The organism is Amycolatopsis sp. NPDC005003, from assembly GCF_053600695.1.
In genome coordinates this window covers 116,781-130,618 of the sequence record NZ_JBSGAI010000007.1, presented here as the reverse complement: position 1 = coordinate 130,618, position 13,838 = coordinate 116,781, and the positions used below count along the sequence as shown (strand labels likewise).

Below are 13,838 nucleotides of genomic sequence, written 5' to 3'. Positions count from 1 at the left end.
TCCTCAGCTCCGCACCTTCACCGGTACGCCGTCGCGGGCCAGCTGGGCCAGCCGCTCGGTCATGATCCGCCCGACCGCCGCCGGGCTGCACCGGTCCCGGATCGCCTCGACGGCTTTCGCGCCCATGGCGGCCCGCAGCCGCGGGCTCGCGGCCAGCTTCCGCAGCCAGCGCGCCGCCTGGTCGATGTCCGGCTCGGCCCACAGCTGGCCGACGGTGTACCAGTCGCCGAACTCGGCGCCGAACCGGTGGTCGTGCTTCGAAATCGGGCGGACGTCGTAGCCGACCACCGCGGCCGAGCCCGGCGGCATGAAGTCGATGTTGCCGCCGAAACCGGTCGCCACCACCGCCTTGCCCATGGCCATCGCCTCGGCCATCCCGAGCCCGAACCCTTCCGACCGGTGCAGTGACGTGTACACGTCACAGGTCGCCAGGAGGGTGTCCATGTCGTCGCGGGACATCTCGCGACGCAGCAGCGTCCCGTTCACCGAGGCGACGGCCGCGCTCAACGCGGTGTCCAGCTCGGGGAAGCGTTCCAGGTTGTTGGCCTTGAGCACCAGGTGGGCCTTCGTGCCGCGGTCTTCGGCCGGGAACGCCCGGCGGAAGGCCTCGATCACCGCCCACGGGTTCTTCCGGGCGTCACTGGAGGACGCGCTGAAGGTGAACAGCACGATCAGGCCGGTTTCGGGCAGGTCGAACTTCGCCCGGTTCCCGGCGATCGCCGTCGCCTGCGGGACCACGCTCGGCACGACGGTGATCGGGATGTCCGTCACCGTCCGGAAGGAGTCCGAGACGAACGACGAAAGCACCCACAGTTCGTCGATCCCGGGCAGGTGGGGCATCGCGTGCACCGGGGGTTCCGGCAGTTCCCACGCCCACAGGCCGATCGTGTAGCGGTCGAGCGCGTGCTCCGGGATCAGCTGCCACTCGTTGACGTTGACGATCCACAGGTCGACGTCGAACTCCTTGCCGCGGCGCAACGCGGCGACGTCCGGCGGCACCGGGATCGACCGGTAGGGCGCCTGGCTGTTGAACTCGGTGAAGGTGAGGTTCGCGCCGGCCGCGGTGAGGGCCTGGACGTGGCGGCGAGCGGACTCGGACAGGCCCGTGGTCGCCCGGACGTCGGCGAAGACGTTCACCCCGGGCGGCCGCCGCACCTCGGGCACCGGTGCCGCGAGGCTGCGCCCCGCCTCGATCGCCGCGATGTAGCCCCGCGCGGCGATCGGCCAGGTCGCGTTCTCGCGCACCCACTCGCGCGCGAGCTTCCCGGCCGCGCGCAGCTCCTTCGGCCACAGCATCGCCCGCTCGATCAGCCGGTACAGTTCCGCGGCTTCACCGGCCGGCTCGGTCGGCACGGTCCAGCAGAACGACGCGTCGAAGTGGCGGTGCTGCGGCAGGTCGCTGGTGAGCACCACGCGACCGGCGCCGAACGCCCGCATCATCGTGCCGCTGGTCTCGCCCGCGGTCGGCCAGCGCAGGCTGATCACCGCGTCCGAGGCCAGGACCAGGTCGTCGAACCGGGGTTCGGCCGGCGACAGTTCGAAGTGGACGGACTGGGCGAAGCCGCTCCGGTCGATCGTTTCCCGCAGCTGAGCCAGCAGCGACGGCACCCCGGCGTGCCCGGCGATCAGCAGCCGCGCGTTCGGCCAGCGGCGGCGCAGCTCGACGAAGGCCAGCACCGCCGCGGTGACCCGCTTGTGCTCGGCCAGGCTGCCGAAGACGGCGAAGACCACCTCGTCGTCGGTCCACCCCAGCTCCGCCCGGACCGGTGCGCGGCGGGCTTCGTCGAGCAGGTGCGCGCCGTGCGGCACCGCGTGCACCGGAACGCCCGGGTAGCGGGCCCGCAGGAACTCCGCCGTGTGCGGGTCGTGCACGAGCACCCCGCGGCTGCCGGTGACGAGCCGGCGTTCCATGGTCAGCGTCGCGTGGTCGAGGGTCTTGACGCCGTCGACCTCGATGGCCGGCATGCCGCGGAGCAGGGCCGGATCGTGCGAGTGACCCCAGATCGGGCCGTGCGCGTACCGGACCTCCCGGCGGAACTCGTCCGTGTCGACACCGCCCGACAACCCGGCGTGGAGGTCGAGCAGGGAGGGGTCGTGGAGCACGACCAGGCCCGGCCGGGCAACGGCCTGGCGGTAGATCCGGGCGTGCACCCCGGCGTGGTTGCCGATCTGGTAGATCGGCAGCCCGCCGGCCTCCTCGTCCGGGCTCAGCAGGGTGACCCCGTCGGGCACCCGGGCCGTCGCCGCCGGTTCGGCGACCGCGGCGACGTCCGTCAGTTCGGCCAGTGCCTCGAGCAGGTGGTAGCTGTAGTCCGCGATGCCGCTGGTCTGCGGCGGCAGCGGGCTCCACAGCACGGCGCGATGGCTGGCGGCTTTCATCGGCGGGCGATCAGGCACAGGCGCTCGTCCAGTCCGTGTGCGGCCTCGGAAGCGCGGACCTCGACCTCGGCGAAGCCGGCCGATTCGGCGAGGAACCGCAGGTAGACGGCGTCCAAGGGCTTGCGGGCGAACGGGTCCAGCCGGAAGTCCGCCGCCGCGTCCGGGCCCGGTGTCTCGACGAGCAGGACGCCACCGGGCTGCAGCGCGGTGGCGGCCAGGTCGGTGAAGCGGGCGAGCGTGTCGGGCGCCAGCCGTTCGGCGAACCGGAACGCGGTCACGGCCCCCAGCGAACGTGCGGGCTGCCCGGCCAGCGCCGCCAGCGCGTTCTGCGCGGTGACGTCGAAGCCGAGCTTCGCGCAGTGCCGCCTGACCAGCGGGTTGTCCGACGCGGCCGCGTACGGCAGCCCGGCCGCGCGGAGGACCTCGAGCCATTCGCCCCGGCCGGCCGCGACGTCGAACACGGGGCCGGTGGCGCCGGCGTCCCGGGCGGCGTTGATCAGCGGCAGGTGGTTCCGGCGGGCCTCGCGGACGCGGTCCGCGGGCCCGTCGAGCAGCTCCGAGAGCGCGAGTTCGAGGAACGACTCGCGGTCGGCGACGTCGGCGGCGACGTCCTCCACCGCCGTTCCCGCACGAACCCGGTCGAGCGCGAGATCCAGCTGTGCGTGGCGGAGCCGGACGTCGGTCGCAGCCGACGCCGACGCGGCCGCCTGCACTTCCAGTGCCTTCAGCCGCTGGTCGGTGTCCTGGCCGGTCTCCTCCGTTTCGGCCTGGCGCAACCGCAGCTCGCCCAGCTCGGATTCGAGCCGGCCCAGGCCGGAGTACAGCCGCTGGTTGAGCCCGGCGGTCATGGTCTGGTCGTACCGGCGCAGCTGGTCGACTTCGTGCGCCAGCTGCTGCTGGTTGACCAGGTCGCGAGTTCCGGCCAGCTGGTCCTGGTGGTCACGGAGGAGCTGGTGGACGGCGTCGAGCGCGTCACGAACGGCGAGGTTGGCTTCGATTTGCCACTTCACCTGGCGCTTCCACAGGAAGCGCATTGCCAGCCGGCCGAGCAGGTCGCTCTTGCGCAGCGGCAGGTGCAGTTCGCGGTGTTCGTCCAGGCGGGCCAGTGCGGTGGCCACGCGATCAGCAGACATGTGGTTTCCCCGGGGTCGGTCCAGTCATCGGGCAAGCTTGCTGGCGATGTTCTGCTGCACCTGCGGCAGCAGGAGCGACACCGCGCCGGAGGCGAATCCGCGTTCGGTCAGCTCGATGACCACGACGTCGCTGCGCTGCAACAGGTTCCCGATGGCTTCGCCGCCGTCGTGGTCGGCCGTGCTCGTGTGGAGCGCGGTCAGGTCGCCGAAGGCCGCGGCGAGGTAGGGGAGGGCGCGGATGGTGAACGAGTCGCCGATCCACGCCGTGCGCAGGCCGTAGGTGCCGTCGCCGTGCGTGCTGTCGGTGTGCACCGGGGTGACGTAGTCGTTGGGCATCGGCCGGGTCCGGTCGGTCTTGCCGTCCGGCATCAGCGCGTAGTGCGTGCCCTCGGTGACGCCAGTCCGGCCGATCAGCGGCGGCAGGTCGGCCGGCAGCTGCCAGTCTTCCTTCGGCTGCAGCCGCCACTTCGCGCTGATCCCCGGCCGCAGCTTCTCGGCGACCGCGCGGACGGCGGTGATCGCGCCTTCGTCGGACCAGTGCGCGTCCTGCGGACCGTAGAGCGCCTCGCCCTTGCGGTTCGCCCAGTCCTGCATCGGGCCGCGCACGTCGATCATGAAGTTCTCGGCGTCCACCCGGCGCCAGAACTCGTCCGCCACCTTGTCGCGGCAGTCCTTGCCCAGGTAGGAGCCGGGCAGGTGCTGCGGAACCATGCCGATCTTGTCGGGCGCGACGACGACCGCGAACTGCCGTCCCGACGCCTCCACCGCGTCGCGGAAGGCGCGCAGGCGGGCGAACGTGGTGTCCAGGCTGACCGTCTGCACGCAGTGGCTGGTGGCCTCGTCGCCGAGGTAGAGCCAGCCGTCCTTGCCCTCGATGACGTCGGGGAACTGGCGCGGGTCCAGCTTGGCCGGCGCGGTGTCGGCGGGCACCTGCAGCGGGCCCTGTTGGTTTTCCTGGTGCAGCGGCGGCGGCTCGCCGAACACCCCGCGGCTGATGCCGTCGGCGGCGTGCACCGCCTGCTCGCGGAACACCAGGTGGTCGGTCGTCCACTGGCTCAGCTGCGGGAAGAACGACCAGCCCTGGCCGATGCTGGGAAACGGGGTGAGCTTGCGGTTCTCGAACTCGGACGGCCGCGCGCCGAGGATCGCCGACAGGGCGGGCGTGGCCAGGAAGATCGTCGCGCACACCAGCGCGGTCAGCTGCTTGCGGCCGTGGCGCGGCCGGTACAGCGCGTGTTCGCGCGGGAGGAAGGCTTCGTAGACGGGCGGCATCGTGGGCTTCGGCCCCTGGGTCCTCGTCACGCCGTCACCCCCAGCCGCCGGGCGGCGGCGCGGACCGGCCGGAGCACCCGGCGGACACCGGCGACCAGCGGGTGCCGCGGGGCCGGCCGAGGCGCCCGCCCGGCCAGCCAGGCCTGGTGGGCTTCGGTCAGCCGCTCCCGCAGCCACCCCGCGGCGGTCTCCGTCGAGCGGGTCCGCAGGATGTGTTCGCGGGCGGCCCGCCCCCGCCGCCGGGCCTCGGCGGGGTCGTCGGCGACCGCGCGCATCGCCGCGGCCGCGACGTCGAGATCCGGGTCGGCCCACCGGCCTTCGGGGTGGTAGGGCGGCCACCCGGGGCCGACGTCGATCATCGTGGCGGGCACCGGCCAGCCGTGCTCGGGCCCGAAGAACTCGGTCGTACCCGAGTAGTCGGTGGCGATCACCGGTATCCCCCTGACCATCGCCTCCGCGACCGTGAGCCCGAAGCCCTCGCTGCGGTGCAGCGAAACGTAGGCGTCGGTCCTGGCATACAGGGCGCCGAGTTCGGCCACGGTGAGGTAACGCTCCAGGAGCTCGATCCGCGGGTCGCCGCCGATCGCGCGCCGCAGCCGCTCGACGGCGGGCGTGTTCAGGTGCCCGTTCGTGGCCTTGAGCACCAGGCGGACGTCTTCGCGGCCGGGGAAGGCGCGGTGGAACGCCTCGACGACGCCCCACGGGTTCTTCCGGCCACCGGTGGAGTTGAAGTCGAAGATGAAGAGGAACTGCGTGCCGGGAGCGGGTTCCCGCACGGGTTCACCGGGATCCGGCACGGGCACCGGAATGGTCCGGACCGGCACCGGCGCGTGCGCCGCGATCGCCCGGGTGGCGAACTCGCTGGGCGTCCAGATCTCGTCGACCAGCGTGAACCCGTCGTGCATCGCCGCCGGGAAGTCCTCCAGCTCCCACGCCCACAGCCCGATCCGGTAGCGGTTCGCGCCGGTGTCCGGGTGGGTGTCGAGGATCAGCCGGGTGAAGTCCGAGTTCACGGTCAGCAGGCTGACGCCGAACCGGGGCACGCCGACGTCGTCCGGGGCCGCCAGGCCGGTGCGGACCGATCCGGACAACGAGTGTTCCTCGACGACCGACACCATCGGCACGCCGGCCGCGGCGATCGCCCGCTGGACCACCCGCGCCATTTCGCCGAGCCCCAGCTCCGCGGTCAGGTAGCCGGCGACGTTGACGCCGAAGTCGGCCACCGGCGGGACGGGCGGCGGTGGCTCGGCCGGCACGGCCCACGACGGCAGCAGGCCTTCCTCGACCCCGTGCGTGGCGCACCACTGCCGGAAGGCCGCGCGCTGCGCGCCACGCGGGTGCGGGAACACCGCCTGCAGGTCGACCCGGGCGAGCCAGACCGCGGCGGCCAGCCGGGTCAGCCCGGTGGCGGCGTCCAGCGGCGAAGCGGGCTCGGTCAGCCACTGCCGGAACGCGCGCCCGCCGTCGTCGCCGAACGGGTGCGGCGGCGGTTTTTCGGCGACCCGGCCGAGCGGATCCGGTGTGTCGCGGAAGCGCTCCGAGCGGCTCCACGCGTCGTGGTACAGCTGCCGCATCACGCTCGTGAGCGGCGTGCCGCCGGGCAGCGTGGCGTACGGCGAATCGCCGTGCGCGCCGGCCCCGATGCGTTCGCCGTAGCGGTCGCAGAGTTCGCGCAGCACCGGGTCGGCGGAGAGCCGGACCCGCGGCCGCTGCCGGCAGTCGGCGGTCAGCAGCCACGGCGTTTCGGGGTCGTAGCCGCGGAACGCCAGGAACTTCGGGCCGGTCGCCGGGCGCTCGTGCCGGTTCCAGTAGCCGACAGCGAGGCCGGGATCGCGGACGACGAGGTGGTCGAACACGCCGGGCAGGAGGTCCGGCCACCGCCAGGTCGGCTCGGTCCGGTGCGGCGCGCGCCGCCGGGCCCGGTCGGCCCAGTGGTCGAGGAACGGCCGGGCGTCCTGGCCGGCGGTGAGGAACCCGTCGAAGACGCCGGGCACGTGCTCCGGTTCCAGGCCGTCCTGCGGCAGCGGTTCGAGCAGGGCCGCCGCGACGACCAGCCCGTGGCCGGCCGCGAGCGCGGCGACGTCTTCGAACGGCGCGTGGATCTCGATGTCCGGGTCGAGCAGGACGACCACGTCGGCCGCGTCCAGCAGGCTGCGCACCAGCAGCGGCCGGAGGACGTCGACGAGGTCCGCGCCGGCGTGGCAGGTGACCAGCCGGTGGTATTCGTCCGGGTCCAGGCCGAGCTCGGCGGGCGTCGCCTCGTCGTCGGCGACCAGCACGGTGAAGGCGTGCCCGGGGTGGTGGGCGCGGTAGGACTCGGCGAGCACGTCCGCGACGGCTCGCCGATCCCGGGTGACGACGGTGCAGGCGGCGAACCGTGGCGCGGGATCTCCGGACCGGTTCCCGGCCATGTCAGCCGGTGACAGGCAGCTCGGTCAGCTGCTTCGCGAGGATTTCGTCGAACACCTTCGAGACGGTGGCCAGGTCGGGACCGTCGACGTGGACGCGCACGACGGTCTGCTTGTGCACGTAGTGCACGCGGACCAGCGCGGTGCCGTCCTCCTTGACGAGCTGCATGACCTCCACGCCGGCGGGCGCGGTGCCGGTGTACTTGACGAGCTTGAACTTCACCTGCTGCTCGGTGAGCTGCTCGACGGCGTTGGCCGCGTTGGCCGCGCCGGCCGTCTTGAGGGTGAGCACGACCGCGGTGGCGCCGGAGGGCAGCTTGGACACCGACTGGCGCGCGCTGGTCACCTTCGCGTCGGTGAGCGCGTTGTACTCGCCCTCCGTGAGCACGTTGGCGGCCTTGAGCTCGTCGAAGCTCCCGAAGTCGGTCGTCGAAAGGACGTTCCCGGGCAGCTTGGCGATCTCCAGGTCGTCCTTCGGCTTCTGCGTCGGCGGCGGTGGCGCGCTCGAGGACTGCGCGGCCGGCGGGTTGTTGTCCGAGTTGCCGGAGAACAGGAAGTACCCGCCGACGCCGAGGCCGGCGAGCACGACGACGGCGAGGACGATCGCGAGGACCTTCTTGCCGCCCTTGGCCGGGGTGGTCTCGAACGACGGCTCCGGGCCCTGCGCGACCCAGTTCGTGTCGGCCGGGAACTCGGAGCCGCCCCACGGGGTGCTCGTGTCCTGGCTCGGCGCGTTCCACGGCATCTGCTGCTGGCCCTGCGGCGGGTGGTACTGCGGCGTCTGCTGGGCGGGGAACCCGCCGGAGCCCTGGCCCTGCGGCCGGTACCCGCCGGCGACCGCCTGCGGCGGCACACCCGGCACGACCTGCGTGCGCTCGGCGTCGCCGGGCTGTCCGCCCGGGGCCCAGCCCTGCGGCGCCCCGCCCTGGCCGACGGCCTGGGTGCGCTCACCGCCACCGAAGGAGGAGTTCACGATCTGGGTCTGGTCCGCCGAAGTGGCGCCCCCGGGCTGCTGCGCCGGGGTCGGCGCGCTTTGCGGCGGGGTCACCGGGGCGATGATCTGGGTGCTCTCCGCCGGGTTGCCCGCGGCGGGTGCGGCCTGGGCGTCGGCGTTGACGGCCGCGGACAGGACACCGTCCCGGCGCACGCGGTAGTCGTCAGCCGAAATCTGGCCAGCGGCCAGCTCTTCGTCCAACCGGCGCAGTTCCTCCTGCCAGGACAAAACCCGGCCCCCTTCTCGTCAGCGGTTGCCAGCCGAGCCAGCTCACGCATCATTGTGCACTCAGCCCTGCTCACCGGGGCCCGGAGGGTCGTTTCGTGACCTCGGCCGTCAACCGGCGGGCAGGACGCTTTCGAACTGCTTCACGAGCGCGTCCAGCTGGCCGCTCATGCCGGACTGGCCGCGGTAGGGCAGGCCGACGCCGATGATGACGACGTTGCTGCCCGAGCCGTACCAGCTCGTGTTCAGGAACTTGTCCTGGAAGCGGCCGGAGACGGTCCGGATTTCGGCGGTCACCGGGCGCATCCCGGACGCCAGCCCCTGCTGGTACAGAGTTTCGACGACGGTCTGCGCGTTGGCGGAGCTGCCGGTCGGGACGACCAGGGTCAGGTACGAGACGTCCCCGTCGGCGGACCCCCGGAACACCACTTCCTTCGCCCCGTTCGCGGTGAACAGGTCGGCCGTCGGCTTCGGGAACAGCCCGAAGTCACGGGCTTTCGCGATCGACATCGTGGAGTTGTTCGAGTTGGCCACGCCGGGGGGCGTCGGCAACCGGTCTTCCAGCGGTTCGGACCGGACGCCGGCCGGGCTCGACTGCGGTGGCCGCGTCGGCGTGCTGGGCGCCGCCGAATCGGTGCCCGAACCGAGCCACGCGGTCACCCCGGCGATCATCGTCAGCACGACCAGCACGCCCAGCGCGACGAACAGCCAGGTCGGCCGCCGCCGGCCGGTGGTCTCGTCCGAGCGGTGCTTCCCCGGTGCCTCTTCGGGCTCGCCGGGCTGGTGCGCCGGGTGGCCGGCGGGCGGGGTCACCGGCGGGAACCGGCTGACCGCGGACACCCCCGGCACCTGGCCCTCCACCTGCAGGTAGCGGGTCGGGACGATGTCGGCCGGGCTCGGCGCGGTCGTCAGGTGGTCGGGGAACTCCGGGAGGGCGCGGGGAGCGGCCGCCTTCTGCGGAGCCGCACCCGTCCGCTGCCACGGCGGCGCCGGGGGAGCCGGGGGCTGCTGCGGCCGGTACTGCGCCGGAGACGGTGATTCGACCCGCTGCGGCGGCGCCGTCGGCGGCTCCTGCTGCGGCGCGGCGGGGTTCGTGCTGTGCCACGAGGTCGGCGCGGGCCGGCGCAGGGGCGAGGGCACCGGCGACGGCACGGTGGACCCCGATGCCTGCGCCAGCAACTCGTCCCGCTCCTTGCGGTGCGCGGCCGGCTCGATGCGGCCCGTCGCCAGGTCAGCGTCGAGTCGGCGCAGGTCCTCCTGCCAGCTCATGGTTAGACCCCCATCCACCATTCGGGGCGTCAGTTTGGCACGTGTGCGGCCGACCTGCGCGGTTGCAGTTTGAGGTTGATCGGCAACGTAGCGCAAGAGTCGCTCCGGCGGGAGTCTTCCCGGTCACGAACCGGCTCCACCAGGTCGGGTATCGTCCGGCTGCCCTGGTGACGGCCCGTGCGCGCCGCGCCCGGTGGCGACGAGGGGAGTCGGGGTTGATCACTGAAGAGCTGCCTGACGCGAACGACGTCACCGGCGGTGTCCGGGAGGGACGCGGCCGACGCGCGAGGATCCGCGAGGGCGGGTTCGCCGTCCTGGCCGGGCTCCTCCTTTCCGCGCTGTTCAACCTCCCGGTGGTGCTGCACCCGCGTTCCCTGGTCACCGGTGACCTCGGTGATCCGCTGCTGCAGGCCTGGCAGCTCGCGTGGCAGCACCACTTCGTCACCGCCGGGGGCGATCTGTGGACCGGCAACACTCTGTACCCGGCGACCGGCAGCTTCGCCTTCTCCGACTCGTTGCTCGGCTACCTGCCGCTGGGGTTGTTCGGCGACGGGCCGTACTCCGCGATCATGCGTTACAACGCTGTCCTCGTCTTCGCGTTCGCGCTGGCGTTCGCCGGCGCGTACCTGCTGGTGCGGCAGCTGGGCGGCAACTGGCAGGCCGCGGCGCTCGCCGGCGTCGTCTTCGCCTGGGCGCCCTGGCGGCTCACCCACATCAGCCACCTGAACATCCTGTCCTCCGGCGGGATCGCGCTGGCGCTGTTCGCGCTCGCCCGCGCGCACGGCTACTCCCTGCGGTACGGCCGCCGTCCCGAGCTGGCCCGGCCGGGGTGGGCGGTCGCCGGCTGGCTGATCGCGGCCTGGCAGGTCACGCTCGGGTTCGCGGTCGGCATCCCGTTCGTCTACCTGCTCGGCGTCATCGGCCTGGTCCTGCTCGGCACGGCGGTCCGGGGGTGGCGGCGGTTCGGTACCCGGCTGTTCGTCGCCGACGCCGCCGGCGCGGCCGTGTTCCTCGTGGTCACCTACCTGATGACCATCCCGTACCGGCAGGTGGTCGAGCGGTACGGCTTCACCCGCGGCTGGGACGAGGTGCAGCTCTACTCACCGCCGCCGCAGGGACTCCTCGGCACATTGAGCTCGACCTGGCTCTGGCAGGACACCCCGCTGGACCCGCGCACCGGCGCGTTCGCCGACCCCGCCTGGACGGCCCTGCCGGGCGTGGCCGAGAAGCTGCTGTTCCCCGGGCTGGCGGTGCTGCTCGTGGCGCTGGCGGGGCTGTTCTTCAGCGTCTGGTCGGTCCGCGTGCGGGTGTGGCTCGGCGTCGCGACGGTCGTGGTGACGGTGTTCGCGCTCGGCTCGCAGTTCTTCGGCGGCGACTACACCTACTTCCTGCTGTGGCGGTACCTCCCCGGCTGGGACGCGCTGCGCACGCCGGGCCGCCTGATGCTCTGGGTGCTCCTGCTGCTGGCCGTGCTGGCCGCCGGCGCGCTCACCCGCACGGCCGAGTGGCTGCGCACCCTCGACGCGACGTACGACCGGGGCCGGTTCCTCCAGGCCCTGCTCGTGGTGCCGGTGCTGGTCGCGGTGCTGGAGGGCGTTCCGGACCAGGCGTACCCCTCGCCGCCGGGCATCCCGCCGGACGTCGCCAAGTCCTTCGAAACCGATTCCCGCCCCGCCCTCATGCTGCCGATCAGCCAGGACCCCGGCCAGTTCAGCGAGTTCGTCTACCAGTTCTGGTCGACCGACGGCTTCCCGCCGCTGGCCAACGGCCACAACGGGCTCCTGCCGCCGAGTTACGGCGAGATCGTCGAGGCGGGCAAGACCTTCCCGGACGCGCACAGCGTCGCCGTGCTGCGGAAGTACGGCATCCAGCAGGTGCTGGTGCTGAAGGTCGCGGCCACCGGCACGCCGTACGAAGCCGCGCTCACCCGCCCGCTCGACGGGCTGCCGCTCACCCGCTCCGAATCGACGGACCTCGTCACCTTCACCCTGCGCTAGTCCTTCCCGTCACCCGTCAGGCCCCGGAAACTGTCGTACATATGTTCTAAAATGGGCGTTGTCCAGGGGAGATGCCGCCCGCGTCCGCGGGTGGCGTGATGGAGGAAGGCAGGGCCATGGCCTACATCACCCTGTCCACGTTCGTGGGCTACAGCGCGAGTTCCGGGCCGTCGCGGTCGTCGTTCGTCCGGCGGCAGCGCCGTCAGTACGAAGACCCGGCGCGGGCGGCGTTCAACTACTACCGGCGGGCGGCCAACGCGGTGCGGTCCGGCCGGGCGGCGAACCAGGACGAGGTGGCGCTGCGCGCGCTCGTCAACGCCGCCGACGAGCGAACGAAACCGCACTACGCGGCGATCGCCGAGGGCTGGCTGCGCTACCTCGGCCGCCGGTCGCCGCGGCTGGTCGACGTGGGCCGCGGGCGGTGCCGGATCGGCGAGCTCGAGATCGGGGTCAGCCCGCAGCTGGGCCTGCGCAAGAGCGACGGCCGCCGGTACGCGACCTGGCTCTACTTCAAGGAGGAGCCGCTGGCGAAGGCCTCGGCGCAGCTCGCGCTGTGGGTGCTGGAGCAGGCGATGCCGGACATCCTGCCCGGTGGCGAAGCGCTGGTGATCGACGTCCGCCGGGCGAAGGAGTACCAGCTCTCCGCGCGCGACCGGGCCCGGCTGCGGCCGTGGGCCCGCAGCGAGGCGTCGGCGTTCCTCACCCTCTGGGACGCGGCCTGAGCCCGGGAGGCGCCGGGCGTACTCCGGCGCCTCCCGGCGGGCCGCTGAGCTGCGCGGACCCGGCCGGCGGGCGCGGCGGGCCGGGGTGGTGACAACTTGGCGTAACCCACCCGGATGAGTGACACAGCTCGCGGTCGGCGGACGGGGACTGGACAAACCGGAGGCCGAACACGAAGCTTTCGCGTGTTCTTCCGCGCCTGGCCGACTCGAGGTCTCAACCGTGAATGCTGCCTGGGAAGCCGTCTCCCGTGTCGTAGACGAGCCCGCCTGGTACTGGGTGTACGACAAGCTGGCGTTCTGGCCGAGCACGTACGCACACGCCTGGCCGGGGTTCCGGGAGCCGGTGCCGTCGCGGACGTGGGACCTTTCGCCGGGGAACCTGGACCGCGCTTCGGCGGAGTTCCGCCTCGGCCCGTACGCGGTCGAGGAGCACCAGGTCGGGACGATCGCGCTGGCGGCGTTCCGCGAGGTCTGCGGTCCGGACGACTGGATGTGGGCGCTGCACTGGCAGCACCAGTCCTACCGCGTCCGCCCGCACCTGATGTCCGGGAGTGCCCGGTGGCCGGTGCCGGTGTTCCCGCGCGCGGACTACCACCTGTTCCTGGCGGCGGACTTCTCGTTCGGCACGCTCGGGCACCCGTGGGAGCGGACGCTGTGCGTGTTCGGCGAGAAGCTGGTGCCGGCGTTCGAGCGGCTGGGCGAAGGGGTGCTGTCGAACGTGCTGCGCCGTGACGGGAAGCCGTCCGAGGCAACCGGGGCTTCGCCCCGGGAGCCCTCCGAGCTGGCCCGCTGAGCGGCCGGTTGATCTCTTGCTACCGTTCTGCGGGTGTTCGAATATCACGGCTGGGTGACCATCCAGGCGACCGCGAGCGGCGATGACGACGCGGCGCTCCTGGAGCGCCTGGTCGACCGCGTGCACCGCGCAATCCGCGACGCGGGTGACTTCGATCTGGTCGACCTCCGCTGGAGCGCCGGGATCCCCATGCTCCACTTCGGCGGGTTCGACAAGCACGGCGGACCGATCGCCCCCGAACTCCTGCAGTTGTTCACCCGGGCGGGCGAACTTGCGCCGGGCTCGTACGGCCTCCTGCACACGTGGGACGACCAGGACCCGGAGAACGACAACAACTTCCGGGTCTACCGAATGGCCCGAGGCCAGGTGACAGAGCGCGAAGACGCCCACCTGACCCCAGTGGCCCCCACAATCCTCGACACCTACGAGCTCTGACCCAAACCGGCAAGCCCCGCCTCGCCAAAGCCGGTCACCCTCAAAAATCCGGCCAGCCAGGGCCCACCAAAGTCTGGTTTCCCAAAGTCCCGGGGAACACCCGGAGGTCTGGCCAACCAGCGCCGGGGAACACCCGCGAAGTCTTACGTAGGCACCGTGGGGGGTCCGGGGGGCTCGGCCCCCCGGGTGAAATGGCGAAGGGGTCGTGGCA

The 13,838-nt window shown here is 72.5% G+C and carries 10 protein-coding genes; 4 read left to right on the top strand and 6 right to left on the bottom strand.

Annotated elements, in window-relative coordinates; all coding sequences use genetic code 11:
* Positions 1-3: 3 nt before the first annotated feature.
* The 6 genes from ACWED2_RS10870 to ACWED2_RS10845 all read right to left on the bottom strand — a co-directional run bounded on the left by ACWED2_RS10870 (position 4) and on the right by ACWED2_RS10845 (position 9,680).
* On the bottom strand, positions 4-2,379 hold the full coding sequence (locus ACWED2_RS10870) for a glycosyltransferase (RefSeq protein WP_449690240.1): 2,376 nt from the start codon (positions 2,377-2,379) through the stop codon (positions 4-6).
* Positions 2,376-3,512 (bottom strand): hypothetical protein, encoded by a 1,137-nt coding sequence (locus ACWED2_RS10865; protein ID WP_449690239.1) that lies wholly within the window; start codon positions 3,510-3,512, stop codon positions 2,376-2,378. Before ACWED2_RS10865 ends, ACWED2_RS10870 begins: the two co-directional genes overlap by 4 nt.
* A 24-nt stretch (positions 3,513-3,536) precedes the next feature.
* The gene (locus tag ACWED2_RS10860) at positions 3,537-4,814 is read right to left on the bottom strand and encodes an alginate O-acetyltransferase AlgX-related protein (protein ID WP_449690238.1); all 1,278 of its coding nucleotides are present in this window, start codon (positions 4,812-4,814) and stop codon (positions 3,537-3,539) included.
* A complete protein-coding gene (locus ACWED2_RS10855) occupies positions 4,811-7,195 on the bottom strand; it encodes a glycosyltransferase (protein WP_449690237.1) in 2,385 nt (794 codons plus the stop codon). The genes ACWED2_RS10860 and ACWED2_RS10855 overlap by 4 nt, the downstream gene beginning before the upstream one ends.
* Position 7,196: 1 nt before the next feature.
* On the bottom strand, positions 7,197-8,414 hold the full coding sequence (locus ACWED2_RS10850; RefSeq protein ID WP_449690236.1) for a hypothetical protein: 1,218 nt from the start codon (positions 8,412-8,414) through the stop codon (positions 7,197-7,199).
* A 108-nt stretch (positions 8,415-8,522) separates the two neighbouring features.
* Positions 8,523-9,680 (bottom strand): hypothetical protein, encoded by a 1,158-nt coding sequence (locus tag ACWED2_RS10845; protein WP_449690235.1) that lies wholly within the window; start codon positions 9,678-9,680, stop codon positions 8,523-8,525.
* A 215-nt stretch (positions 9,681-9,895) separates the two neighbouring features.
* Here ACWED2_RS10845 and ACWED2_RS10840 point away from each other — a divergent pair, with 215 nt between their 5' ends.
* The 4 genes from ACWED2_RS10840 (at position 9,896) to ACWED2_RS10825 (ending at position 13,627) form a co-directional block, all read left to right on the top strand.
* Positions 9,896-11,677, top strand: coding sequence for a hypothetical protein (locus ACWED2_RS10840; protein WP_449690234.1), 1,782 nt, complete (start codon positions 9,896-9,898; stop codon positions 11,675-11,677).
* 98 nt (positions 11,678-11,775) lie between these two features.
* Positions 11,776-12,399, top strand: coding sequence for a hypothetical protein (locus ACWED2_RS10835; protein ID WP_449665879.1), 624 nt, complete (start codon positions 11,776-11,778; stop codon positions 12,397-12,399).
* 220 nt (positions 12,400-12,619) lie between these two features.
* Complete coding sequence (locus tag ACWED2_RS10830) at positions 12,620-13,192, top strand: DUF2716 domain-containing protein (protein ID WP_449690233.1); 573 nt, start codon at positions 12,620-12,622, stop codon at positions 13,190-13,192.
* A 33-nt stretch (positions 13,193-13,225) separates the two neighbouring features.
* Positions 13,226-13,627 (top strand): immunity 7 family protein, encoded by a 402-nt coding sequence (locus ACWED2_RS10825; RefSeq protein ID WP_449690232.1) that lies wholly within the window; start codon positions 13,226-13,228, stop codon positions 13,625-13,627.
* Positions 13,628-13,838 lie beyond the last annotated feature (211 nt).